The sequence below is a fragment of the Neisseria sp. HMSC70E02 genome (assembly GCF_001838645.1).
Classification (GTDB): Bacteria; Pseudomonadota; Gammaproteobacteria; order Burkholderiales; family Neisseriaceae; genus Neisseria; species Neisseria macacae.
Map to the genome: position 1 here is coordinate 1 of NZ_KV838075.1, position 24698 is coordinate 24698.

The 24698-nt window shown below is 53.7% G+C and carries 18 protein-coding genes; 11 read left to right on the plus strand and 7 right to left on the minus strand.

Features of this window, described 5'->3' with window-relative positions:
* Nucleotides 1–118 precede the first annotated feature (118 nt).
* A complete protein-coding gene (gene carA, locus HMPREF3277_RS03100; RefSeq protein ID WP_049348787.1) occupies nt 119–1249 on the minus strand; it encodes a glutamine-hydrolyzing carbamoyl-phosphate synthase small subunit in 1131 nt (376 codons plus the stop codon).
* 405 nt (nt 1250–1654) lie between these two features.
* Here carA and pilC point away from each other — a divergent pair, with 405 nt between their 5' ends.
* The gene (gene pilC, locus HMPREF3277_RS03105) at nt 1655–4990 is read left to right on the plus strand and encodes a PilC family type IV pilus tip adhesin (protein WP_246830752.1); all 3336 of its coding nucleotides are present in this window, start codon (nt 1655–1657) and stop codon (nt 4988–4990) included.
* A gap of 243 nt (nt 4991–5233) precedes the next feature.
* Here the strand turns inward: pilC and HMPREF3277_RS03110 are convergent, their stop codons facing one another.
* Both HMPREF3277_RS03110 and HMPREF3277_RS03115 read right to left on the minus strand, forming a co-directional pair.
* Complete coding sequence (locus HMPREF3277_RS03110) at nt 5234–6277, minus strand: sulfate ABC transporter substrate-binding protein (RefSeq protein WP_070870013.1); 1044 nt, start codon at nt 6275–6277, stop codon at nt 5234–5236.
* A 282-nt stretch (nt 6278–6559) separates the two neighbouring features.
* On the minus strand, nt 6560–7147 hold the full coding sequence (locus tag HMPREF3277_RS03115; RefSeq protein WP_070515175.1) for a YdcF family protein: 588 nt from the start codon (nt 7145–7147) through the stop codon (nt 6560–6562).
* 317 nt (nt 7148–7464) lie between these two features.
* Between HMPREF3277_RS03115 and trpC the strand changes: the two genes are divergently transcribed.
* Nucleotides 7465–8247, plus strand: a complete 783-nt coding sequence (gene trpC / locus HMPREF3277_RS03120) for an indole-3-glycerol phosphate synthase TrpC (RefSeq protein ID WP_070870014.1) — start codon at nt 7465–7467, stop codon at nt 8245–8247.
* A gap of 75 nt (nt 8248–8322) precedes the next feature.
* Here trpC and HMPREF3277_RS03125 read toward each other — a convergent pair whose 3' ends face one another.
* The gene (locus HMPREF3277_RS03125) at nt 8323–9966 is read right to left on the minus strand and encodes an ABC1 kinase family protein (protein ID WP_070870015.1); all 1644 of its coding nucleotides are present in this window, start codon (nt 9964–9966) and stop codon (nt 8323–8325) included.
* A gap of 170 nt (nt 9967–10136) precedes the next feature.
* On the opposite strand from HMPREF3277_RS03125, the gene HMPREF3277_RS03130 reads away from it, so the two are divergent.
* From HMPREF3277_RS03130 to argJ, 6 genes are all read left to right on the plus strand, one after another.
* Nucleotides 10137–10769: a C40 family peptidase gene (locus HMPREF3277_RS03130; RefSeq protein ID WP_009313066.1), complete on the plus strand. Its 633-nt coding sequence runs from the start codon at nt 10137–10139 to the stop codon at nt 10767–10769.
* An 18-nt stretch (nt 10770–10787) separates the two neighbouring features.
* The gene (locus tag HMPREF3277_RS03135) at nt 10788–11006 is read left to right on the plus strand and encodes a hypothetical protein (protein WP_003775913.1); all 219 of its coding nucleotides are present in this window, start codon (nt 10788–10790) and stop codon (nt 11004–11006) included.
* 30 nt (nt 11007–11036) lie between these two features.
* A complete protein-coding gene (locus tag HMPREF3277_RS14845) occupies nt 11037–11180 on the plus strand; it encodes a hypothetical protein (RefSeq protein ID WP_168168244.1) in 144 nt (47 codons plus the stop codon).
* Between the two features lie 104 nt (nt 11181–11284).
* Nucleotides 11285–11629, plus strand: coding sequence for a CidA/LrgA family protein (locus HMPREF3277_RS03140; RefSeq protein WP_070870016.1), 345 nt, complete (start codon nt 11285–11287; stop codon nt 11627–11629).
* On the plus strand, nt 11629–12330 hold the full coding sequence (locus tag HMPREF3277_RS03145) for an LrgB family protein (protein ID WP_003775917.1): 702 nt from the start codon (nt 11629–11631) through the stop codon (nt 12328–12330). Before HMPREF3277_RS03140 ends, HMPREF3277_RS03145 begins: the two co-directional genes overlap by 1 nt.
* An 82-nt stretch (nt 12331–12412) precedes the next feature.
* Nucleotides 12413–13633 carry a bifunctional glutamate N-acetyltransferase/amino-acid acetyltransferase ArgJ gene (gene argJ, locus HMPREF3277_RS03150; protein ID WP_070870017.1) on the plus strand — a complete coding sequence of 407 codons (1221 nt, stop codon included), beginning with the start codon at nt 12413–12415 and terminating at the stop codon, nt 13631–13633.
* 737 nt (nt 13634–14370) lie between these two features.
* On the opposite strand, the gene HMPREF3277_RS03155 is transcribed toward argJ, so the two are convergent.
* Nucleotides 14371–15150: a DpnI domain-containing protein gene (locus HMPREF3277_RS03155; protein ID WP_070870040.1), complete on the minus strand. Its 780-nt coding sequence runs from the start codon at nt 15148–15150 to the stop codon at nt 14371–14373.
* Between the two features lie 139 nt (nt 15151–15289).
* Nucleotides 15290–17920 carry a leucine--tRNA ligase gene (gene leuS / locus HMPREF3277_RS03160; RefSeq protein ID WP_070870041.1) on the minus strand — a complete coding sequence of 877 codons (2631 nt, stop codon included), beginning with the start codon at nt 17918–17920 and terminating at the stop codon, nt 15290–15292.
* Nucleotides 17921–18281: 361 nt separating this feature from the next.
* Between leuS and dnaJ the strand changes: the two genes are divergently transcribed.
* Complete coding sequence (dnaJ, locus tag HMPREF3277_RS03165; protein ID WP_003769239.1) at nt 18282–19418, plus strand: molecular chaperone DnaJ; 1137 nt, start codon at nt 18282–18284, stop codon at nt 19416–19418.
* A 130-nt stretch (nt 19419–19548) separates the two neighbouring features.
* Nucleotides 19549–21564, plus strand: a complete 2016-nt coding sequence (locus HMPREF3277_RS03170; protein ID WP_070870018.1) for a prolyl oligopeptidase family serine peptidase — start codon at nt 19549–19551, stop codon at nt 21562–21564.
* A 113-nt stretch (nt 21565–21677) separates the two neighbouring features.
* Here the strand turns inward: HMPREF3277_RS03170 and HMPREF3277_RS03175 are convergent, their stop codons facing one another.
* Complete coding sequence (locus HMPREF3277_RS03175) at nt 21678–22634, minus strand: helix-turn-helix transcriptional regulator (RefSeq protein WP_070870019.1); 957 nt, start codon at nt 22632–22634, stop codon at nt 21678–21680.
* A 235-nt stretch (nt 22635–22869) separates the two neighbouring features.
* Between HMPREF3277_RS03175 and HMPREF3277_RS03180 the strand changes: the two genes are divergently transcribed.
* Complete coding sequence (locus HMPREF3277_RS03180) at nt 22870–23841, plus strand: siderophore ABC transporter substrate-binding protein (protein WP_070870042.1); 972 nt, start codon at nt 22870–22872, stop codon at nt 23839–23841.
* Nucleotides 23842–24698 lie beyond the last annotated feature (857 nt).

Here is a 24698-nt window from a genome sequence, read left to right on the forward strand (position 1 = left end):
AGACGATTGGGTTTTCAGGCTGTACAGATGTTGAGAGGGGGCTGAATTTATATTTTTGAAGTTTGGTTTTCAGACGGCCTGTTGTCGAGTTGAGTGTGGCCGTCTGAAAAAATCAGCTTTATTGTTTTGCTGCTTTGATATTGTCAATGAATTTGTCGAATAGATAGCCGACGTCTTGCGGGCCCGGGCTGGCTTCGGGGTGGCCTTGGAAGCAGAATACAGGTTTGTCTGTCAGTTCGATGCCTTGCAAGGTATTGTCAAACAAGGATTTGTGGGTAATGCGTGCGTTGGCGGGCAAAGTGTCGGCATCGACGGCGAAACCGTGGTTTTGGCTGGTGATAACGACTTTGCCGCTGTCCAAATCTTGTACAGGGTGGTTGGCACCGTGATGGCTGAAGCGCATTTTCAGGGTTTTCGCACCGATGGCGAGGCTGATCAGCTGGTGTCCCAAACAAATGCCGAAAATCGGTTTGCCGCTTTCCATCAGTTTTTGTACGGCTTTGATGGCATAGTCGCAAGGCTCGGGGTCACCGGGGCCGTTGGACAGGAATACGCCGTCAGGATTGAGTGCCAATACTTCTTCCGCGCTGGTTTGGGCGGGAACGACGGTCAGGCGGCAGCCGCGAGAGGCGAGCATGCGCAGGATGTTGGTTTTGACGCCGAAATCGTAGGCGACGACGTGGTAAGGCTGTTCGGCAGGGGTAACGAAACCTTTACCCAATTCCCATTCGCCTTCGGTCCATTCGTAAGTTTCTGTGCAGGAAACTTCTTTTGCCAAGTCTTTGCCGACCATGCTGCCGAATGCGGCAATCAGTTCTTGTGCTTTTTCAACGGTGGCATCTGCACCGGTCAAGATTGCACCGCCTTGCGAGCCTTTTTCGCGCAATAGGGTGGTCAGGCGGCGGGTGTCGATGTCGGCGATGGCGACGGTTTTGTTGCGTACCAAATAGTCATGCAGGCTTTCGGAGGTGCGGAAGTTGCTGTGCAAGAGCGGCAGGTCGCGGATAATCAAGCCTGCGGCATAAACGCTGCGGCTTTCTTCGTCTTCGGCGTTGGTGCCGGTATTGCCGATGTGGGGGTAGGTGAGGGTAACGATTTGTTTGCAGTAGGAAGGGTCGGTCAGGATTTCCTGATAGCCGGTCATGGAAGTGTTGAACACGACTTCGCCGGAAGTCGAACCTTCGTAACCGATTGATGTGCCGTGAAATACGCTGCCGTCAGCGAGAACGAGAAGAGCCGGAGTGGTCATGATGGAATCCTGTTTGCCTGATGATGGTCGGTTTGCAGAAACGGGCAGGGGTCGTCTGAAAATTGTTTACAAAAAAGACCGCCTGAGAAAATATCGGCTAAAAAAAAACACGCCCCGCAGCCTTGATTTTGCTGCGTAACGTGCTTTTTCAGGCATAGCTGCCTATGCCGTAGAAGCAATGCATTCTACGTCAAAAAGCCACATCGTTCAAGTTGTATCCTAAGATAGTTTCTACCTTAATAATCATGCGGTCTGTTTCATTTTCACCATTTGTCCCCTGTATCAGGCAAAAAAATATTCGGAACTGCACATAAATGACATTGTAAATGTTAGAATCACATTCCGAGAAAATAAAAACAACGTCATCATCCGTCAACCGACGATTTTACGAAAAAAGAACGCATTATGAAAAACAAATCTTCACGTTGCCCCGGCTCCATCCGTCCGATGATTTACAGCATCGCCTCCGCGCTCGCCCTGATGGGGGCGGTATCGCAAGCGCAAGCGCAGTTTGCCAAAACCCCGCTTTATTTACAAAATGAGTCTCAGATTATCGAGCAGCCAAAAATTAAACATAACATTATGTTTTTTATTGATAATTCTGGAAGTATGAGTCGTAATGCAATTACTGGGGGGTACAACTTTCCAGGGCAAGAATCCCGAATGGATGTCACAAAAACAGCGTTGAATAAAGTTCTTGACAAGTATCAGGATAAGTTCAACTGGGGTTTGCAGGCTTTGGTAAATACAGAAAATAATTTTAGTAATCCTGATCCTACAAAGCATACCAAAAAGAATTATACGAATAGCGAAGAAACGTTTAATACTTCATGGGAGCAAATGAAAACTTTGGTAGACAACATGGGCGCTTCAGGTTATACGCCTGCTACCCGCAGGTATTACGAGGTGGTCGCATCTGCTGTCATGCCGAATATAAAATACCGCTGTCAAAAATCCTATGTTGTGATGATGTCTGACGGTGATGCCAACTTCTCTTGCAATCATGATAGTACAAGTTTTCATTATCGTTTCAACTATGATGGAAATAATGGGCGGAGAAATTCAAACTATCCGAAAGCATACTTGAACTACGAAGCAGATCTTTATCGGACGAAACCGTTTATCACTGCCTACAATTATTTTGGCGAGTCTCCGATGAAATATTTCGATCCTTATGAATTGGGCAATACATGTAGAGATAAGAGGGAAAATGTACACTATTCGAAATTCTGGGATACTGCCAACAGATACAGGGGAGTCGAGGGCGGTATGGCATTCTTTAGCCGTAAACTTGCTGTCAAGGACATTAAAACTGCTGCTGTAGATCGTGTGGATGCTGCAGGGGTGAGCTGGGATGGCGATCCAAATATTGACCCTAAGGGTGTGGATTACAGCAAACAAACGGTACAAACCTTCACTGTCGGTTTTGGTAACGGCATTTCTCCGGCTGGTGAGCAATACCTCATAAGGGGCGCAAGTCACGATGGCTGGTATTTCAATGCTGCAAAACCTGATGATTTATATAAAGCTTTTGAGAAAATTATCAGTCAGATTAGTGATGATAATGCAAGTATTCCTTTTGAAGGAGAGGGTGGTACTGCGCCTGCAACTTCTAGTAGTGGCATTCCTGATCTAGCGGCAACCATCAAGTTGAATACCGGCTCTTGGAGCAGTCAGATTTTATTTAATAAATTGAATAATAGTGACGGTAGACGGGAAGGTACGGTTACCCAACCCTCTTTTGGTAATCGTAAAACGTTGATCAACACGGGTTCTAATACTTACTTTATCGACGCCATTCCTGCTGATAAAGTCAACAATGCCTATTTTGGTATTGAGAATGATGACAAAGACGAATGGAAAAAGCTGCTCAATTGGACGGGCAGGGTTGGTAGAGATGACAGTGCATACAAGCCTTACCGTGAGCGTAAAGCCGGAGAGCGTGATTTAGGTGATATCCTAGATGGTTCTGTTGCAGCAGTCGGCAATCAGGAGCATGGTCGCCGCAAATATTTGGTTGCCGCAGCCAACGACGGTATGGTGCATATTTTCCAAAGTACGGATGGTAACAATCCTTATGATTTGAAAGTCAGCTACCTTCCTTCTGCGATGGAGCGTGAAAATGATGCTTCGGGCAACCCGATTACGCTTGCCAAAGTATTGAAAGACATCGCGCATGCGGATTACGGAAAATCCATTGAAAACCATAAATACGGCGTAAATGGTGGCTTTACCCTACGGCAGACTGCCGCAGCTGAACAAGGCAGTAAGTTTCAGCAACGTGTCTTTATGTTTGGTGCAATGGGACAAGGCGGACGTGGTGCATACGCTCTCAATATAGGCGGTAAAGAAGATCAAACCACCAATACCGGTCTGGATGCGGCTGCTTGGAGCGATAAAGTTCCTTTGTTTGAAACGGCCAAAGGTAAAGACAATACTTTGGGCTTTACCATCGGTACGCCACAAATCGGTCGTGTTTCCATCAAGCGTGAAACTGACGGTAGTGCCAAACTGAATGAAAACATCCGTTACGCAGGCTTCCTCGCCAGTGGCTACGCAGCTGAAGAAAAAGATGCAGCAGCCAACGAAACGGCGTTATATGTTTACGAAATGCTTGGTAAAGAAGTCGGTACAGGCGAGAAACGCGGTCAGGCTGCAGGTAAACCCGGTGATCAACTGGCGAAAATTGTCGTGAAGGATGGTGTAGGCGGGCTGTCCACGCCGACACTGCTCGATACCGATTTTGACGGGGTTGTCGATTTTGCCTTTGCAGGCGACCGAGGGGGTAATATGTACCGCTTCGACCTGCGCGGGGCAGCTCCTAGTGATTGGACTGCGGTCAAAATTTTCTCAGGTTCGTCAAGCAAGCCGATTACCTCGGCTCCTGCCGTATCGCGAAAAGGTACTAAGGAATACGTCGTGATTTTCGGTACAGGTAGCGAGATCTACCAAAGTGATTTGAGCAATACTGAGACACAATCGATTTACGGTATTTTCCAAAAATTGGATAAAACGCCGAAAGATCTCTTTGAGGACAAAACAAATCAGGGTGTCGTCGCGCAAAACCTGCGTGAACAAACTATTACTGAGGCAGAGCAGTCATATAACGATGGAAACAATCAGCCGCAAACCAGTAAAGCCTTATATCTGAGCAACGAAAAAATTGAAGAGGCGCATAAGGGCTGGTTCATCAATCTGCGTCCCGGTGAGCGTGTTTCACTTAAGCCGACCATGATTCTGCGTACTGCCATCGTTACAATACGCAAGTACACTTCTGATGTTGGTAAAACCATCGGCAAAGAAGAAGCGGAAAAAGACTTGTGTCTGCCTGTCAGCAACAATAAGTCAACTGTAACCAGCACGACCTTCCTCGGTATCAATGCTGATAACGGCGGTGCACTCAATAGCCGTAGCGCACGTTTTACGCCTGATATATTTAAGCGTGAATTGAGCGGTTTCGGTACGCAATACGCCAACGGTTTGACTCAAGAGGGTATTGTCAGCTTCACCTTTATCGATCCGAACAAGCGTACAGACGATCCTGTTACCGCCGATGGCGACAGCGGTGAAACCGGTACGGATAAGGAGCTTGGGTTGGGTTCTGGTACGCCCAACAACAAATGCTTCTCAGGCAAAGAGGGAGACCAGCGCAGTTTACTCCTGAATAAAGGGGAATCTCTGACAGTAAAAGGCCGTATCTGTGGTCTGCAACGTATCAGCTGGCGCGAGCTGTTTTTCTGATTGATTCGTGTAAGCGTATGAAGACCAAGAGGTCGTCTGAAAACTTGGAAACAGGTTTTCAGACGACCTTTGTTTTATAGTGGATTAACTTTAAACCAGTACGGCGTTACCTCTCCTTAGCTCAAAGAGAACGATTCTCTAAGGTGCTGAAGCACCAAGTGAATCGGTTCCGTACTATCTGTACTGTCTACGGCTTCGTCGCCTTGTCCTGATTTATGTTAATTCCACTATAACTGAATGCAATCAGCTTTGCGGTCGGTAAATCTTATCGAATACGCCGCCGTCGTTGAAAAATCGTGCTTGTGCTTTGCGCCAGCCGCCGAAGGTTTCGTCGATGCCGACCAGTTTCAAATCGGGGAAGCGTGTTTTAAATTCGGCGCGTACGGCTTCGTCGGTGGGGCGGTAGAAATGGCGTGCTGCCATTCGTTGCGCTTCTTTGCTATACAGCATTTCCAAATAGGTTTTGGCGATTTGTTCCGTGCCTTTTTCTTTTGCTACTTCGCTGACCACGGCGACGGGCGGTTCGCACAGCATGGATATTGACGGCGTGATGATTTCAAATTGGTTCGGATTTTCCTGCAAGGCAAGGTGGGCTTCGTTTTCCCATATCAGCAAAACATCGCCTAATCCGCGCCGTGTAAAGGTAATGGTCGAACCGCGCGCGCCTGCGTCCATGACCGGCACGCGGCGGTAGAGTTCGGAGACAAACTGTTCTGCCGCCGCATCCCCGCCTTTTTCTTGTGCGTATGCCCAAGCCGACAGGAAATTCCAGCGTGCGCCGCCTGAGGTTTTCGGGTTTGCCGTGATGATTTGTACGTCGCCTTTGACCAAGTCGTCCCAGTCATGAATCTGCTTGGGGTTGCCTTTGCGTACGAGGAACACGATGGTCGAAGTGTAGGGCGTGCTGTTGTGCGGCAGGGCTTTTTGCCAATCTGCCGACAAGAGTTGTCTGCCTGCTTTGCTGTGATGGAGCGCGTCGATGTCGGATGCCAGCGCAAGCGTTACGACATCGGCTTTCAAGCCGTTTTGCACGGTCAATGATTGTTTGCCCGAACCGCCGTTGGAGAGGCGGATATCTGCTTCCTGTCCGTGTGTTTTTTGCCAGTAGTGTTGGAAAAACGGGTTGTATTCGCGGTAGAACTCGCGTGTCGGGTCGTACGATACATTCAACATGACGACGCGCTCGGGTTTGCCTTTGCCCGACGTGCCTCCGGACTGCCCGCATGAGGCGAGCCACACCGTTGCGCCGATGAAGATAATGCCCAGCCATGATTTGAGTCCCATCATATTTTCCTTATCAGACAAATACTTGAGCGGGGAATATAACAAGGTGGGAATCGCGCGGGAAATATTGTTTGCTTCTTTGGATATAACGGAAATGCGTTTGCGGCGATATGTGGCTTGGTGTTTTCAGTTATGGCGTTTGAAGGGATGAATAACGGAAAGGTCGTCTGAAAACGGATTTCGGTTTTCAGACGACCCTTTGTCAATGATGAACCATGCAGACAACGCCTAGCTGTGAACGCGGTTTGTCCAAACCGAAAGCCGTCTGTTTCGGACGGACAGGATTCAGCGGTGCATAATCATGGCTTTAATCCAAGCGGGTATTTCGCGGGAGAGCTTGCGCAGGTAATTGGGCGTGGAGTCGCCGCAGGAATCGGAAGCGTAAAATTGGACGTTTTTGCCTTTTAAATGACGGTTGACGAGCCACTCGGCGCGTGCGAGATGGAAGGCGTCGCTGACGATGATGACGTTGGATACGTCTTGCAACAGCGGGGCGCTCAAGGCGATGTTTTCAAAAGTGCTTTCCGATTTGTTTTCGATGCGGATGTGTTCGGGCGGGATGCCCATGTCTATCGCCATAGATTGCATGGCTGCCGCTTCGTTGCTGCCGTCGCCGTCCGTGCCGCCGCTCATCAGCAATCCGCTGACTTTGTTTTGGCGGTAGAGGGCGACGCCTGCTTCTACTCGGGAGCGCAGGCAGGGATTGGGTTTGCCGCGCCTGTTGACGGAATTGCCCAAGATGACGGCGATGTCGGCAGGTTTGATGTTTTGGGATGCTTTTTCTGCTTGGACGGCTTGGTAATGCAGCCAAGCCACGCTGGTCGCCCAGATGAGGAGAAGCGGGAGGAGGCCCCATATTATCCATCTTTTCATAAATGATTCCTTTGGGTGTATCGGGTGTGTGCGGCGGGATATCGGTTGGATGGCGCGGCAGTGAAACATCATAGCATATGCGGATTGTCTGACCGGCGAGACGGGATGGGCGGTAGATTTCGGTTGCGGGCGGGGTGGGTATGTTGTGTTGTCATCGCGGGGAGGTCGTCTGAAACCATCTTCTGTTTTTCAGACGACCTCGTAAATGTTAAGATAAACCGTTTTTCCCTTTACGGTATGGAAGGACGCAAAAAGCGGCGGCATCGGGTTGCCTGCTGTTTTGCGTGGTTCCGCCATGTATTGACCGAAAGCCATTTATGACTGATATCCTCAATAAAATCCTTGCCACCAAGGCTCAAGAAGTGGCCGCTCAAAAAGCGGCGGTGCCGCTTGTGGAAGTCAAAGCGCGGTTGCGCGATGCCGAACCCGTGCGTGACTTTTTTGCTTCCATCCGCAATAAACACGCCCAAAACTTGCCTGCCATTATCGCGGAAATCAAAAAAGCCAGTCCCAGCAAAGGGCTGATACGGCCTGATTTTCACCCTGCGGATATTGCGCGCGCTTATGAACGCGCGGGGGCGGCTTGTTTGTCTGTGTTGACCGACGAAGTGTATTTCCAAGGTTCGCCCGAGTATTTGAAACAGGCGCGTTCGGCGGTCAGCCTGCCGGTGTTGCGCAAGGATTTCATCATCGACGACTATCAGATTTATCAGGCGCGCACATGGGGCGCTGATGCGGTTTTATTGATTGCGGCGGCTTTGGATGCCGCGCAGTTGACACATTTTGAAGCCGTTGCCCACGATTTGGGCTTGACTGTGCTGCTGGAATTGCACGACCAATCCGAATTGGAAAAATGCCGTAACATGACCACGCCGCTTTGGGGCGTGAACAACCGCAATCTGCGGACTTTTGAAGTCACGCTCCAGCAAACTTTAGACCTGCTGCCCGAGCTGTCGGGTAAAACGGTCGTCACGGAAAGCGGTATCCGAAACAAAGACGATGTGGACTTTATGCGCGGACACGGCGTGCATACGTTCTTAATCGGCGAAACCTTTATGCGGGCGGCGGATATCGAAGCCGAAGTGCGTAAGTTGTTTTAATACCGTGCCGTAAGGTGTGCAAAGCACAAAATTTTTTGCCTGCTTTTGAGGTGGTCTGCTTCGGAAGCAGGCAGTTTAGTGTTTCCCAGACCGCCACACCGACCAGATAATCCACAGGCTGTTGGCGAAAGCGATAAGGTAGCCGACGAAGCCGATAAACTTGGGGCCGGTGTCTATACTCATGACGATGGACGAACCGATAATCAGGGCGGCGGTGACGATGCCCATGGTCAGGCGGTTGGCGGCGCTGTCGATTTGATGGCTGATGCGGTCTGACTGCTTGAGGTCTAGGGTGATGCCGAATTTGCCTTTTTGCAGCATTCTGGTCAGCCTGAAGAAGTCTTGCGGCAGCGACTCCGCCATTTGCAACAGGGTGCGCAGTTGCGTTTTGGCGTTGCGGGCGATGTGGGCGGCGGAGGCTTGTTCTTTGACGGCGGCTTCGGTGATGGGTTTGGCGCGTTCGAGCAATTCGATACTGCCGTCGAGCCGTTTGACGACGCCTTCGAGGGTGATGAGGGTTTTGAAGAGCATTACGAGGTCGCCGGGCAGGGTCAGCCCGTGGCGGCGCATGATGGAAGTGATGTCGTTGATGACTTGGCTGACGCGCAGGTCGCGGATGGGCGTGTGTTCGTAGTTGAGCAGCATTTCCAAAACATCGGCGCCGAGCAGGTTTTCGTCGGGCAAATCGCCCTGCGCCCAGTCGCTGAGGACGTATTGGATGAGCAGCGCGTCGTTGTTGGTCAGGGCGTTGATAAGGTTGAGGATTTCGCGGCGGCGTGTGTTGCCGAGGTGTCCGACCAGCCCGAAGTCGATGAAGGTGATGCCGCCGTTGTCGTTGATGAAGATGTTGCCCGGATGGGGGTCGGCATGGAAAAAGCCTTGCCGCAGCATCATGGTGAAGAGGGTGTCGGTAATCCGTCCGGCAAGCCCGTTGCGCAAGGTGTGGGGCATGGTTTCGAGGTCGGCGTCTTTCAGGAGCGTGCCGCCGATGTAGTCTTGTACGAGGATGTGCCGGTTGGAAATGTCGGGATAGACGGCGGGGATGCGGACCAAGGGGTCGTCTGAAAAGGTCTGACCGAAGCGCTGCATATAACGCAGCTCCACCGATAAATCGGTTTCTTTCGCCAGACTCTTGGCAAAATAGGCGACCATCAATACCGGCTGGTAACGGCGCACTTCGGGGATTTCGGATTCCATCAGTCTGGCGAGGTGGTTCAAAATCCGCAGATCCGCCTGAATGACCGGCTCGATGTCGGGGCGTTTGACTTTGACGGCGACGGCGGTTCCGTCTAAAAGTTCGGCACGGTGTACCTGCGCCACCGACGCGCTGCCTGCGGGTTTCGGGTCTATACTGCGGAACACTTCGGAAACGGGTTTGCCTAAATAGGCTTCGACCAAAGTATAGATTTCAGACGACGGTATCGGCGCGACGTTGCTTTGCAGTTGTTCGAACTCTTCAATCCACTCCGCCCCGAAAATATCGACCCGCGTGGACAATACCTGACCGAGTTTGACGAAGGTCGGCCCCAGCTCCTCAAACGCTTTGCGGAAGCGTCGCGGCGTACTCATATAACGGCTGTCGGGATGCACTTCGTCCCCGCCCGCCGCGCCCAAACGGATGCGCTGCACAAAGCCGCCCAAGCCGTATTTCGTCAGTACGGTAATAATTTCGCGCATTCTGGAAAAGTCGCGCATAGCGAGCAGAGTAGGTATCATCATCGGTCGGGTATCTTCGCAAAATTTTTTATAAACAACGCTTTAACGCAATATAACAGACGCTTTTTTGCCAAACATCCTGTTTTTTATATACAATCGCCTGAATATCCCAGATACAGAATAACATAATAGCAGGCGGCAGACAGGTCGTCTGAAAATGGAATCAGTCAAACATGAAAGCCTTATCCAGGCTGGCGGCACTATTGGCTTCGGTCTATGTGCTGTCCGGCATTCATTTTGCAAACGCCGACGATCTCGATTCGTTCGTCAGAAACAGACAGCAGGTTTTAAACCAATTTGAAGATGCAAGACAACCTGCTTCCCCGGCACTCCTCCAACCCGGACGCGCAATCACTGCCGCGATCGCTCCCCGCCAACCCGTAAGCTCTGTACAGTCATCAGACAATGCAGACGAACTCATCAGCAGCGCGATGGGGCTTTTGGGCGTAGCCTACCGCTACGGCGGTACCTCCGCGTCCACAGGTTTCGATTGCAGCGGTTTCATGCAGCACATCTTCAAACGCTCGATGGGCGTAAACCTCCCGCGCACCTCCGCCGCACAGGCAAAAATGGGTGTCGGCGTATCGCGTAGCGAATTGCAGCCGGGCGACATGGTGTTCTTCCGCACGATGGGTCGCGGCAGAATCTCCCACGTCGGCCTCTACATCGGCAACAACCGTTTCATCCACGCGCCGCGTACCGGCAAACGTATTGAAGTCACCAGCCTCAGCAACAAATACTGGAATGCCAAATACGCCTTCGCCCGCCGCGTGAAGAAAAACGATCCGTCCCGTTTCCTCAATTAAGTCTAGGAAAGTACCAACGTGAGTATGCCTGAAATGCCCAAATGGTATGACGACGACGGGCAAATCGTATCCTGCACTGAAAAAGTGAAAGTCATGACCGAGAACATGACCGAGCTTTATCAGGCGGCGCAAGACGCATTCGAAGACGCACTCCTGATGGGATGCAGCGAGAAGCAGTTGCGCGAATACCTGCGAGCCTTGATTGAAGGTGTGGAAAATCCTTACCGGAAATCCTAGGCGGAAAATCCCTATCCGACGGCGTGGCTTTTGACCATGCCGTTTTTTATGGACGGCAACCCGACAAGGTCGTCTGAAAGCCGGCAAGATGCTTTCAGACGACCTTGTTGGGTTTCAGCATTGATTGATTCAGATAAGCGCGAAAACGGCAAATCGATGTTGCATTCGGGCTGAGCCACACTTTTCAGACGACCCCAAGGGCGTTATGATTCAATTATTAACAAAGATTCATAAACCGCCCGTCTGCAAAGCGGCAAACCATAGAGGAAACCCGACCCATGCACACCATCCGCGCCTTGCTCGTCCTGCTCGGCTGCCTCGCGCTCGGCGAAACCGCCGCCTACCTTACGGGCATCAAATTGCCCGGCAGTATCATCGGCATGGGCATTCTGTTTGCCATGCTTCAGGCGAGGTGGGTGAAAGCCGAGTGGTTGCAGCAGCTCACCGACGCGCTGATGGCAAACCTGACGCTTTTCCTCGTGCCGCCCTGCGTCGCGGTCATCAGCTATTTGGATTTGATTGCCGACAGTTGGCTGTCGATACTCGTTTCCGCCGCCGCCAGTACCGTGTGCGTCCTGTTGGTAACGGGCAAGGTGCACCAATGGATACGGGAGAAAATCTGATGGACGGCATCCTTTCCCTGTGGCAGCAGCCCAGTGTCCTGCTTTTCCTGACGCTGGCGGTTTACGCGCTGGCACTCATCCTCCGCGCGCGGACGGGCTACCTGCTGCTCAACCCTGTCTTAATCAGCACCGTTACCCTGATTGCCTACCTCAAAATCCTTGACATCGATTACGCCGTGTACCACGATGCCGCGCAGTTTATCGACTTCTGGCTCAAGCCCGCCGTCGTCGCGCTTGCTGTCCCGCTTTATCAAAACCGTCAAAAAATCTTCAGCCAGTGGCTGCCCGTCATCGTCTCGCAGCTCGCCGGCAGCGTTACCGGCATCATCACAGGCATGTATTTCGCCAAATGGCTGGGCGCGGAACGTGAAGTCGTCCTCTCGCTCGCCGCCAAATCCGTAACCAACCCCATTGCCATTGAAATCACCCGCACCATAGGCGGCATCCCCGCCATCACCGCCGCCACCGTCATCGTCGCCGGACTGGTCGGGCAGATAGCCGGTTATACCGTGCTTAAAAACACCGTCGGCATGCCCTCGTCGGTAGGCATGTCGCTCGGCACCGCCTCACACGCCATGGGCATCGCCGCCTCACTCGAACGCAGCCGGCGCATGGCAGCATACGCAGGGCTGGGGCTGACCCTCAACGGCGTACTGACCGCCGCCATCGCCCCGATTATCATCCCCGTATTAGGATTCTGAACACTTTTCAGACGACCCCGATGAACCAAAAAGGCCGTCTGAAACCCAAACCCATAGCAACCCCAAACAAAGGAGCAGCAAAATGGCAGTCAACCTCACAGAAAAAACCGCAGACCAACTGCTGAACATCGACGGCATCCAACTCTTCACCGCCCGCGCAGGCATCAAACAAACTGACCGCGCCGACCTCACCCTGATGGTACTTTCCGGCGGCAACACCGTCGGTGCCGTCTTCACCACCAACCGCTTCTGCGCCGCCCCCGTCCACATCGCCAAATCACACCTCTTCGACGAAGACGGCGTACGTGCCATCATCATCAACACTGGCAACGCCAACGCCGGTACAGGCGCGCAAGGCAGAATCGACGCCATCGAAACCTGCGCCGCCACCGCCGAACAAACCGGCTGCAAACCCTCACAAGTCCTTCCCTTCTCCACAGGCGTCATCCTCGAGCCCCTGCCCGTCGGCAAAATCGTCGCCGCCCTGCCAAAAATGCAGCCCGCCGACTGGGCAGATGCCGCACGCGCCATCATGACCACCGACACCGTGCCCAAATCCGCCTCGCGCGAAGGCAGCGTCGGCGAAAAACACACCGTCCGCGCCACCGGCATCGCCAAAGGCTCCGGCATGATTCATCCCAACATGGCGACCATGCTCTCCTTTATCGCCACCGATGCCAAAGTTTCCCAACCCGTCCTCCAGCTGATGACCCAAGAAATCGCCGACGAAACCTTCAACACCATCACCGTTGACGGCGACACCAGCACCAACGACAGCTTCGTCATCATCGCCACCGGCAAAAACAGCCAAAGCGAAATCGACAACATCGCCGACCCGCGCTACAAACAGCTCAAAGACCTGCTCGGCAGCCTCGCCCTCGAACTCGCCCAAGCCATCGTCCGCGACGGCGAAGGCGCGACCAAATTCATCACCGTCCGCGTCGAAAACGCCAAAACCCGCGACGAAGCCCGCCAAGTCGCCTACGCCGTCGCCCACTCGCCCCTCGTTAAAACCGCCTTCTTCGCCTCCGACCCCAACCTCGGCAGACTGCTCGCCGCCATCGGTTACGCAGGCATCGCCGATTTGGATGCCGACGCCCTCGAAATGTATCTCGACGACGTATTGGTTGCCGAAAACGGCGGCCGCGCCGCAAGCTACACCGAAGAACAAGGGCAGGCAGTGATGGCGAAAGACGAAATCACCGTCCGCATCAAACTCCACCGCGGACAAGCCTCCGCCACCGTCTATACCTGCGACCTGTCGCACGACTACGTCTCCATCAACGCAGACTACCGCTCGTAAGGACAGATTGTAAGTTTTGGGTTTTCAGACGACGTCTGAGGTCGTCTGAAAGTTTGAAACAATGGTTTGAGAACGGCAAAAAAACGCGTGCGAGCATACCACATACACCCTACATGTCGGTTTTAAAGTTTGTGCCGCCCACAGGTAGGGTGCGTGGCGTAGCCATGCACGCAGTTAGTAGAGATTCAGGCTACTGCTTGCTAGTGCGTCGGAAATCCAATCCACAGGCAAAACCCGCTCCACATCAATGGAAACACGATCGAAAAGAACGATATTTCCAGCAGTGTTCAATTGGTAGCGTGGGCTATGCCCGCGAAAATATGAAAGGTCGTCTGAAACCTGTATGCAGGCTTTCAGACGACCTTTGTTTTCCAAAAAACAACCCGTGGGCAAAGCCCACGCTACGGTTGGCTCAACACATCCCCCATCTTTAAAACTCCTCCGCTGAAAATACAAAAAGGTCTCAACGTATTATTGCAAAATCCCCAGGTTTTCAGACGACGTTTGAGGTCGTCTGAAAGTTTGAAACAATGGTTTGAGACGGCAAAAAACGCGTGCGTGCGTAACGCACACACCCTACACGTCGGTTTTAAAGTTTGTGCCGCCCGCAGGTAGGGTGTGTGGCGTAGCCACGCACGCGGTTAGTGAGGATTCAGGCTACGGCTTGCTCTCAGTTCGGCAGGTTGGGCGCTTTGGCGGGGTTGCGCAGCGGCAGAATTAGCGGTAGCCGCGTGTGTTCAGATGACGGGCGACCATACGATTTTTTTGTAAAGTCCGCGACCAATGAATTCGATCATATTTTGATCACGCAAAATTTGCAACTGTTGGCGGATTTTGTCTTTGATATGGTTGTTTTGGGGAAATTGGATAGATAGTTTGTTTTCAAATTCATACATTTGCGACAATGTGAATTCTTTGGGGAGTTGGTCGATACATTTCATAATAGCTAAAAGCCAGCCTTTGCGCTCCGCATTTTGGTTGCGTAGAAATAGATTGGATTGCCATTTTTTCAGAACGATTTCGGGTTCGATAATGCGGGAATTGTCTATTAAGAATATTTTGCCGCTTTCAGGTAAAGGTACAAGATTAATGGAGCACATGATGTGGTGTGGTCGGTTTTTAATACCTTTATTTCTGGGAATAATCATGTCCGGTGTTATGAAATGTTTAGGTACAAGCACCAATTGCTGTATGGAGTAATCTGCTTTCTTATATGCAAGAAAGAAAAAGTTGGGGTTGGTATCTGACTGGATGCGCTCCAACATGGTGTGATATGCACCGTCAGGCACACTGTTACCTATAGTTTTTTGATTTTTACTCTTTAATTCATATTGCTCGTGACAGTTTGGACAAAAGAGGTCTGCAACAGGTTTGTTATTGGTAAATCTCTGCATCGGCTTGCTTCCGCAACAGGGGCAGTAGCCGTTTTTTTCTAGCCAAGCCTCGCTCATTACACGGATTTTGTGGGTTGCTTTATTTTGTTGCTTTCCCAATTCGGTATCGAAAAATAAATTCATGTTTTGGATTTTGAGATTTAAGTTATTTGAGGTCTGTAATGCAGACAACCCAATCTACCTTAAAAAGGTCGTCTGAAAACTTGGAAATCAAGTTTTCAGACGACCTTTCTTAATTACAGCAGTCAATGCCGAATCGGCTTTACACCACGATGTTCACCAGTCTGCCCGGTACGACGATGATTTTCTTGGCGGGCTTGCCTTCCATGAATTTCACTGCGCCTTCGGTGGCGAGTGCGGCGGCTTCGAGGTCGGCTTTGGAGGCGTCGGCGGCGACGGTGATTTTGCCGCGCAGTTTGCCGTTGACTTGAACCATGACTTCGATTTCGGATTTGACCAAGGCGGCTTCATCGACGGTCGGCCAGCCTGCTTCCCACAGTTTCGCGCTGTTCAATTCGCTCCACAGGGTTTCGCAGATGTGCGGTACGATGGGCCACAACAGGCGTACGGCGGTTTCCAATACTTCTTGGGCGACGGCGCGGCCTTGTTCGCTGCCGGTGTCGGTTTTGTCGTATTGGTTGAGCAGTTCCATCACGGCGGCGATGGCGGTGTTGAACTGCTGGCGGCGGCCGTAGTCGTCGCTGACTTTGGCAATAGTCGCGTGCAGTTTGTGGCGCAGGTCTTTGAGTTCTTTAGACAAACCGTCTTGGTTGCCTGCAAACGCTTTGACCGCGCCGCCTTGTTTCAGGTATTCGTAAACGGTGCGCCACAGACGACGCAGGAAGCGGTGCGCACCTTCGACGCCGCTGTCGCTCCATTCGAGGGACTGTTCGGGCGGTGCGGCGAACATCATGAACAGGCGGGCGGTGTCCGCGCCGTAGGCGTTAATCAGTTCTTGCGGATCGACGCCGTTGTTTTTAGATTTGGACATTTTTTCCGTGCCGCTGATGACGACGGGCAGTCCGTCGGCTTTGAGGACGGCGGAAACGGGGCGGCCTTTGTCGTCGAAAGTCAATTCGACATCGGCAGGGTTGATCCAGTCTTTACTGCCGTTGGCGTTTTCGCGGTAGTAGGTTTCACAGACGACCATGCCTTGCGTGAGCAGGCGTTCAAACGGTTCGTCCACGCTGACCAAGCCTTCGTCGCGCATCAGTTTGGTGAAGAAACGCGCGTACAAGAGGTGCAAAATCGCGTGTTCGATGCCGCCGATGTATTGGTCGACCGCGCCCCAGTATTTCGCGGCTTCAGTCGATACCATGCCTTCTGCGAACTTGGGCGACATGTAGCGGAAGAAATACCAGCTCGATTCCATGAAGGTGTCCATGGTGTCGGTTTCGCGTTTTGCCGCACCGCCACAGCATGGGCAGGTGGTTTCGTAAAACTCGGGCATTTTTGCTAGCGGCGAACCCATGCCGTCGGGTACGACGTTTTCAGGCAGGACGACGGGCAGTTGGTCGGCAGGGACGGGGACGTCGCCGCATTTTTCGCAATGGACGATGGGAATCGGGCAGCCCCAGTAGCGTTGGCGCGAAATACCCCAGTCGCGCAGGCGGTATTGGGTTTTCGGTTCGCCTGCGTTTTGGCTTTGCAGCTTGGCGGTGATGACGTCGAAGGCCGTCTGAAAATTCATGCCGTCCAAGTCGCCGCTGTTGACCAATACGCCGTTTTCTTTGTCGCCGTACCATTCTTGCCATTGGTTTGCGTCGAATGCGTTGTCGCCGACGGCAATGACTTGTTTTTTCGGCAGATTGTATTTGGTGGCAAACTCGAAATCGCGTTCGTCGTGCGCCGGAACAGCCATCACTGCGCCGTCGCCGTAACCCCACAATACATAGTTGGCAATCCACACTTCCAGCTTGTCGCCGTTGAGCGGGTTGACGACGTAGCGGCCGGTCGGCACGCCCTTTTTCTCCATCGTCGCCATATCGGCTTCGGCAACTGAGCCGGCTTTGCATTCGGCGATAAATGCCTGCAATTCGGGTTTGTCGGCGGCTGCAGCGGTTGCCAGCGGATGCTCGGCGGCAACGGCAACATAAGTCGCGCCCATCAGCGTGTCGGGACGGGTGGTATAAACTTGCAGGAAGTTCGCGTAATCGCCTTCCAAGCCTTGTTTGCTGTCGTCTGAAACGGCGAAGCGCACGGTCATACCGCGTGATTTGCCGATCCAGTTGCGCTGCATGGTTTTGACTTGTTCCGGCCAGTGTTCCAGCTTGTCCAAGTCGTTGAGCAGCTCTTCGGCGTAATCCGTGATTTTGAAGTAATACATCGGGATTTCGCGTTTTTCGATCAACGCGCCCGAACGCCAGCCGCGCCCGTCGATGACTTGCTCGTTGGCAAGGACGGTTTGGTCGACGGGGTCCCAGTTTACCGTGCCGTTTTTGCGGTACACGATGCCTTTTTCAAACAGCTTGGTAAACAGCCATTGTTCCCAGCGGTAGTATTCGGGTTTGCAGGTGGCGACTTCGCGCTCCCAGTCAATCGCAAAACCCAGGCTTTTGAGCTGGGTTTTCATGTATTCGATGTTGTCGTAAGTCCAAGCGGCGGGGGCGACGTTGTTTTTCATCGCTGCGTTTTCCGCCGGCATGCCGAACGCGTCCCAACCCATAGGCTGCATGACGTTGAAGCCGTTTAAGCGTTTGAAGCGGCTCAATACGTCGCCGATGGTGTAGTTGCGCACATGCCCCATATGCAGCTTGCCGCTGGGGTAGGGGAACATGGAGAGGCAGTAGTATTTGGGTTTGGAAGCGTCTTCGGAGACGTTGAAAATACGGGCGTCGTCCCATTTTTTCTGCGCCGCAGGCTCGATGGCGGCGGGCTGGTAATGTTCTTGCATGGTCATTCTGTTTTTCGCTTGAAAATGTGAGGGCGGGCTGACGATTCGATAACGGCGGTATTTTGTTCCATAAATTGCCACCTTCTGCGTTAAAAATACGCGCAAGATGTCCAATCTTGCTGCGTTTTTTGCCTTGAATCCGGCATTTCTGTGCCAAAATCCGGCCCGTTTCGAATCGCCCGTCCGCCCTGAGAAAAATAAAAGAGGGATTATAGCAGGTTGTCGTTAGGTCGGTTTGACAAAGGTCGTCTGAAAACAGAACGGTATTTTTCAGACGACCTCGTATTCAGACTCTTGAGTTTTCCCCACCCCACCCATATATCCGGTCTAGTTTTTACACATATCAACAACCATTACTATCATGAGCAACCAAGATTTTTATGCAACACTCGGCGTGGCGCGCGGTGCGAGCGACGACGAAATCAAAAAAGCCTACCGCAAGCTGGCGATGAAATACCACCCCGACCGCAATCCCGGCGACAAAGAGGCGGAAGAAAAATTTAAAGAAGTTCAAAAAGCCTACGACACCTTGTCCGACAAAGAAAAACGCGCCATGTATGACCAATACGGCCATGCCGCGTTTGAGCAAGGCATGGGCGGCGGCGCAGGAGGATTCGGCGGTTTTGGCGGATTCGGCGGCGCGCAGGGCTTCGACTTTTCCGACATTTTCAGCCAAATGTTCGGCGGAGGCGGGGGCGGCGGCCGTCAGCCAAACTATCAAGGCGCGGATTTGCAGGTCGGCGTGGAAATCACGTTGGAAGATGCCGCCAAAGGCATCAAAAAACGCATCAACATCCCGACCTACGAAGAATGTGATGTCTGCCACGGCAGCGGCGCAAAACCCGGTACGTCCGCATCGACTTGTTCGACCTGTCACGGTTCCGGTACGGTACACGTCCGCCAAGCCATTTTCCAAATGCAGCAGACCTGTCCGACCTGCCACGGCACAGGCAAGGAAATCAAAGATCCGTGCGTCAAATGCCGTGGCGAAGGCCGCACCAAAACCAGCAAAACCGTTGAAGTCAACATTCCCGCCGGCATCGACGACGGTCAACGCATCCGCTTGAGCGGCGAAGGCGAACCGGGTACGCACGGCGCGCCCGCAGGCGATTTGTACGTCAACGTCCGCGTCAAAGAACACAAAATCTTCGAGCGCAACGGCTTGGATTTGCATTGCGAGCTGCCCATCAGTTTCGCCGTCGCAGCCTTGGGCGGCGAAGTCGAAGTTCCGACTTTGGACGGCAAAGTCAAACTGAACATCCCGAAAGAAACGCAAACCGGCCGCCGTATGCGCGTCAAAGGCAAAGGCATCAAATCCCTGCGCTCCAGTGCGACGGGTGATTTGTACTGCCACGTTGTGGTGGAAACGCCGGTCAACTTGACCGACCGCCAGAAAGAGTTGCTGGAAGAGTTCGAAAAAATCTCCACCGGCCTCGACCGCAGCCAAACCCCGCGCAAAAAATCGTTCTGGGACAAAGTCGGCGAACTGTTTGACTGATTCGGGTTTGAAAACAGTAAAAGGTCGTCTGAAAGCTGATATCGTCGGCTTTCAGACGACCTTTTCATCTGTCTGCAAGGCTTTCCCGCTATAATTCCCGCTTTCGCTATTTTCAGACGACCTCTCTTCTATGAAATCCTACCCCGATTCCTATCTCCATTTCGAAAACCTCGACGCCCCCGAAACGCAAAACTTCGCCGCTGAAGCGCATGCCGAAACGCGTGCGCGCTTTTTGGACAACGATAAAGCGCGCGCGCTGTCGGACGGGATTTTGGCGCAGATGCAGGACACGCGGCAGATTCCGTTTTGTCAGGAACACCGCGCGCGGATGTACCATTTCCATCAGGATGCGGAATATCCGAAGGGCGTGTACCGCGTGTGTACGGCGGCGACTTACCGTTCGGGCTATCCGGAGTGGAAAATCCTGTTTTCGGTGGCGGATTTCGACGAGTTGCTCGGCGACGATGTGTATCTGGGCGGGGTGTCGCACTTGGTGGAGCAGCCCAACCGCGCGCTGTTGACTTTGAGCAAGTCGGGCGGCGATACGGCTTATACGCTGGAAGTGGATTTGGAAGCGGGCGGGCTGGTCGAGGGCGGTTTTCATTTTCCGGCGGGGAAAAACCATGTGTCGTGGCGCGATGAAAACAGCGTGTGGGTGTGTCCGGCTTGGGACGAGCGGCAGTTGACCGAATCGGGCTATCCGCGCGAGGTGTGGCTGGTGGAGCGAGGCAAGAGTTTCGAGGAAAGCCTGCCGGTGTACCAAATCGGCGAAGACGGGATGATGGTGAACGCGTGGCGTTACCTCGATCCGCAGGGTTCGCCGATTGATTTGATTGAAGCGTCGGACGGTTTTTACACCAAGACGTATTTGCAGGTGTCGTCTGAAGGCGAGGCGAAACCGTTGAACCTGCCCGCCGATTGCGACGTGGTCGGCTATCTGGCGGGGCATCTTCTGCTGACGCTGCGCAAGGACTGGAACCGCGCGAACCAAAGCTATCCGAGCGGCGCGCTGGTGGCGGTGAAGCTGAATCGGGGCGAACTCGGGGCGGCGCAGCTTTTGTTTGCGCCCGATGAAACGCAGGCATTGGAAAGCGTGGAAACGACCAAGCGTTTTGTGGTGGCGAGCCTGCTGGAAAACGTACAGGGTCGTCTGAAAGCGTGGCGGTTTGCCGACGGGAAATGGCAGGAAGCCGAACTGCCGCGCCTGCCGTCGGGCGCGCTGGAAATGACCGACCAGCCTTGGGGCGGCGACGTGGTTTACCTTGCCGCCAGCGATTTCACCACGCCGCTGACGCTGTTTGCGCTGGATTTGAACGTGATGGAACTGACCGTCATGCGCCGCCAGCCGCAGCAGTTTGTTTCAGACGGCATCGAAGTGCGGCAGTTTTGGGCGGTTTCGCCCGACGGCGAGCGCATCCCTTATTTCCACGTCGGCAAAAACGCCGCGCCCGACACGCCGACGCTGGTCTATGCCTACGGCGGTTTCGGCGTGCCCGAGCTGCCGCATTATCTGGGCAGTATCGGCAAATACTGGCTGGAAGAGGGCAACGCCTTCGTGTTGGCGAACATACGCGGCGGCGGCGAATTCGGCCCGCGCTGGCATCAGGCGGCGCAGGGAATCAGCAAACACAAAAGCGTCGATGATTTGCTTGCCGTCGTGCGCGATTTGTCCGAACGCGGCATGAGTTCGCCCAAACACATCGGTTTGCAGGGCGGCAGCAACGGCGGCCTGATTACCGCCGCCGCCTTCGTGCGCGAGCCGCAAAGCATAGGCGCGCTGGTGTGCGAAGTGCCGCTGACCGACATGATCCGCTATCCGCTGCTCTCCGCCGGCGCAAGCTGGACGGACGAATACGGCAACCCGCAAAAATACGAAGTCTGCAAACGCTGGCTGGGCGAATTGTCGCCGTATCACAATCTTTCAGACGACGTGCCATATCCGCCCGCACTCATCACCACCAGCCTCAGCGACGACCGCGTCCATCCCGCCCACGCGCTCAAGTTCTACGCCAAACTGCGCGAAACCTCCGCGCAATCGTGGCTCTACGCTCCGGACGGCGGCGGTCATACCGGCAACGGCACGCAACGCGAATCCGCCGACGAACTCGCCTGCGTGTTGCTGTTTTTGAAAGAGTTTTTGGGGTAAGGGCGGGTAGCGACACTGCTGCCGCGAATGAAAAAAGGTCGTCTGAAACTGCTTTTTCAGACGACCTTTTTTAATGGTTGTTTCAAATCAAAATATCTATGCCTCCGGCCCCATCAGCACTTCTTCACATCCGAAGGCAAAAATCCGTAATGCCGCCTGAACGCTTCGTTGAACCGTCCCGCGTGGCGGTAGCCGCAAAAGTGCATCGCGGCTTGGACGGTGCTGCCCGATTCGATGAGGGCGAGCGCGTGTTCCAGCCGCAGGCGGCGCAGGCGTCCGGCGACGGTTTCGCCGGTTTGCGCTTTGAAATAGCGTTTCAGGTAGCATTCGTTCAGTCCGACGCGGCGGGCGATTTCGGCGATGGTCAGCGGGCGGGCGAACTCGCTGTTCAAAATATCGGCGGCTTCATCTATGCGCCGGCGGCGGTAGCCGTTGTCGTGGCGGTGGAAGGTGAAGCGCAACAGGCGGGCGGAGAGTTCCAGAGCGGCGGCTTCGTCGGCGAGCAGGCCGAAGCCGTCCGATTCGAACGGGCGTTGCAGCAGGGGGCAGGCCGCCGCCGTCAGTGCCGCCGCGTTTTGCGCCAGCCGTTGCAGGGCGAATCGGCCTATCGTTTGCGGCGAAAACAGGCGTTCGTCCAGCAAGCCTTCGTCGTGCCAGCGTCGCAGTTTTTCCAGCGAAAAATCCAAATGCAGCGCGCACATGCCGCCGTTGTCGGGCAGCAGGGTTTCGGATACGTCCGCCAACTCGCCGCGCACCAGCCAGATTTCGCCGGTAGACGGGCGGTATTCCCTGCCGCCCATTTGTAACCGGTTCTGCCCCGACACCATGACGAACAGGGCGCAGTTGTGGCTGAAATTGTGGATTTCGGTGGGAAACGCACCCGTTCCGCCGCCGCGCATCCGCGACAGGGTAATGCCTGAGTCGAAGCGGTTGATGCACATTTCCAGATGTAAACCGGGCTGTTTTGCCTGCGCCATGAGCGCGCTGTCGGAACAGTCGTCCAACGCCCAGCCGGATTTATCGGAGCGGACATAGGTTTGGTACTGGCGGTAGATGGCGGCGGTGTTCATGCTTGGATGGGAATGGGTTGTCTGATAAGTGGATTAAATAGGAATTATTGCCAATAATCAAGCGTAGGGATTGGTTGAAACGGGAAAGGTCGTCTGAAAGCGTGTTTCAGACGACCTTTCCCGTTTCGGGAATTTGTTTTGCCGTATCGGGAATTTTGCGTTTTGCGGCGTGGTTTTTGCAGATTATTTTTTTAATAATAAATATTCTTATTCGTATGCAAAGGAACCGCACACCGTGAAGCCGCGTTTTTATTGGGCAGCCTGCGCTGTCCTGCTGGCCGCCTGTTCGCCCGAACCTGCCGCCGAAAAAACTGTATCCGCCGCATCCCAAGCCACATCTGCCACCACACTGACCGTGCCGACCGCACGGGGCGATGCCGTTGTGCCGAAGAATCCCGAACGCATCGCCGTGTACGACTGGGCGGCGTTGGATACGCTGACCGAATTGGGCGTGAACGTGGGCGCAACCACCGCGCCGGTGCGCGTGGACTATTTGCAGCCTGCATTTGACAAGGCGGCAACGGTGGGGACGCTGTTCGAACCCGATTACGAAGCCCTGCACCGCTACAATCCGCAGCTTGTCATTACCGGCGGGCCGGGCGCGGAAGCGTATGAACAGTTGGCGAAAAACGTGACCACCATAGACCTGACGGTGGACAACGGCAATATCCGCACCAGCGGCGAGAAGCAGATGGAAACCCTGGCGCGGATTTTTGGCAAGGAAGCGCGCGCGGCGGAATTGAAGGCGCAGATTGACGCGCTGTTCGCCCAAACGCGCGAAGCCGCCAAAGATAAAGGGCGCGGACTGGTGCTGTCGGTTACGGGCAACAAGGTTTCCGCCTTCGGCACGCAGTCGCGGTTGGCCAGCTGGATACACGGCGACATCGGCCTGCCGCCCGTGGATGAATCTTTACGCAACGAGGGGCACGGACAGCCCGTTTCCTTCGAATACATCAAAGAGAAAAATCCCGACTGGATTTTCATCATCGACCGCACCGCCGCCATCGGGCAGGAAGGGCCGGCGGCTATGGAAGTGTTGGATAACGCGCTGGTACGCGGCACGAACGCTTGGAAGCGCAAGCAAATCATCGTCATGCCTGCTGCCAACTATATCGTCGCGGGCGGCGCGCGGCAGTTGATACAGGCGGCAGAACAGTTGAAGGCGGCGTTTGAAAAGGCCGAACCCGTTTCGGCGGGGAAAGAATAGGGGTCGTCTGAAAACGGAGCTTCCGAAGAAAGCGGAGTTTCTGCGAAGCTAAATCGTGGTTTCAACGAAGTGAAAAGCAGCCTGCACGTTGGAAATACCACCCAAGCAAACCTTCGGTTTGCTGCCCTCTCCCTAGCCCTCTCCCACGGGGAGAGGGGATGGGGTTGCAGGCTGCTTTTAGGGTTCAGGCAATTTTTAACGCTTGTTGAAGCTGCACTTTAGCTTCGCAGAAACTCCGCTTTCTTCGGAAACCTCGTTTTCAGACGACCTTTTGGAGTACCACAGGCACACGCATCGATCGGCTGAGTCAAAGATTCAGACCGATAGCAGTCCGCACCCGAGTTTATGCAGCAAACAGCAAGGCTACGGCAACCCGTCCCCTCTCCCCGTGGGAGAGGGTTAGGGAGAGGGCAGTAAGCCGCAGGCTTGCATCAAAGCCGATAACGCTTTCACAAAGCCTGTGCGCTGAAAACGGAAAGGTCGTCTGAAAACGGAGCTTCTGAAGGAAGCAGAGTTTCTGTGAAGCTAAAACCGAAGCTGCAAAAGAAGCGAAAAGCAGCCTGCACGTTGAAAATACCGCCCAAGCAAACCTTTGGTTTGCCGCCCTCTCCCTAACCCTCTCCCACGGGGAGAGGGTATGGGGTTGCAGGCTGCTTTTAAGGTTCAGGCAATTTTTAACTCTTGTTGAAGCTGTACTTTCAGAAGCTCCGTTTTCAGACGACCTTTTGGAGTACCACAGGCACACGCATCGAGCGGCTGAATCAAAGATGCAGACCGATGGCAGTCCGCACCCGAGTTTATGCGGCAAACAGCGAGGCTGCGGCAACCCATCCCCTCTCCCCGTGGGAGAGGGTTAG

Excerpts from the sequence above, each read along its gene's own strand:
- carA (WP_049348787.1), bottom strand. The coding sequence starts at position 1,249 with ATGACCACTCCGGCTCTTCTCGTTCTCGCTGACGGCAGCGTATTTCAC.
- pilC (WP_246830752.1), top strand. The coding sequence starts at position 1,655 with ATGAAAAACAAATCTTCACGTTGCCCCGGCTCCATCCGTCCGATGATT.
- HMPREF3277_RS03110 (WP_070870013.1), bottom strand. The coding sequence starts at position 6,277 with ATGATGGGACTCAAATCATGGCTGGGCATTATCTTCATCGGCGCAACG.
- HMPREF3277_RS03115 (WP_070515175.1), bottom strand. The coding sequence starts at position 7,147 with ATGAAAAGATGGATAATATGGGGCCTCCTCCCGCTTCTCCTCATCTGG.
- trpC (WP_070870014.1), top strand. The coding sequence starts at position 7,465 with ATGACTGATATCCTCAATAAAATCCTTGCCACCAAGGCTCAAGAAGTG.
- HMPREF3277_RS03125 (WP_070870015.1), bottom strand. The coding sequence starts at position 9,966 with ATGATGATACCTACTCTGCTCGCTATGCGCGACTTTTCCAGAATGCGC.
- HMPREF3277_RS03130 (WP_009313066.1), top strand. The coding sequence starts at position 10,137 with ATGAAAGCCTTATCCAGGCTGGCGGCACTATTGGCTTCGGTCTATGTG.
- HMPREF3277_RS03140 (WP_070870016.1), top strand. The coding sequence starts at position 11,285 with ATGCACACCATCCGCGCCTTGCTCGTCCTGCTCGGCTGCCTCGCGCTC.
- HMPREF3277_RS03145 (WP_003775917.1), top strand. The coding sequence starts at position 11,629 with ATGGACGGCATCCTTTCCCTGTGGCAGCAGCCCAGTGTCCTGCTTTTC.
- argJ (WP_070870017.1), top strand. The coding sequence starts at position 12,413 with ATGGCAGTCAACCTCACAGAAAAAACCGCAGACCAACTGCTGAACATC.
- HMPREF3277_RS03155 (WP_070870040.1), bottom strand. The coding sequence starts at position 15,150 with ATGAATTTATTTTTCGATACCGAATTGGGAAAGCAACAAAATAAAGCA.
- leuS (WP_070870041.1), bottom strand. The coding sequence starts at position 17,920 with ATGCAAGAACATTACCAGCCCGCCGCCATCGAGCCTGCGGCGCAGAAA.
- dnaJ (WP_003769239.1), top strand. The coding sequence starts at position 18,282 with ATGAGCAACCAAGATTTTTATGCAACACTCGGCGTGGCGCGCGGTGCG.
- HMPREF3277_RS03170 (WP_070870018.1), top strand. The coding sequence starts at position 19,549 with ATGAAATCCTACCCCGATTCCTATCTCCATTTCGAAAACCTCGACGCC.
- HMPREF3277_RS03175 (WP_070870019.1), bottom strand. The coding sequence starts at position 22,634 with ATGAACACCGCCGCCATCTACCGCCAGTACCAAACCTATGTCCGCTCC.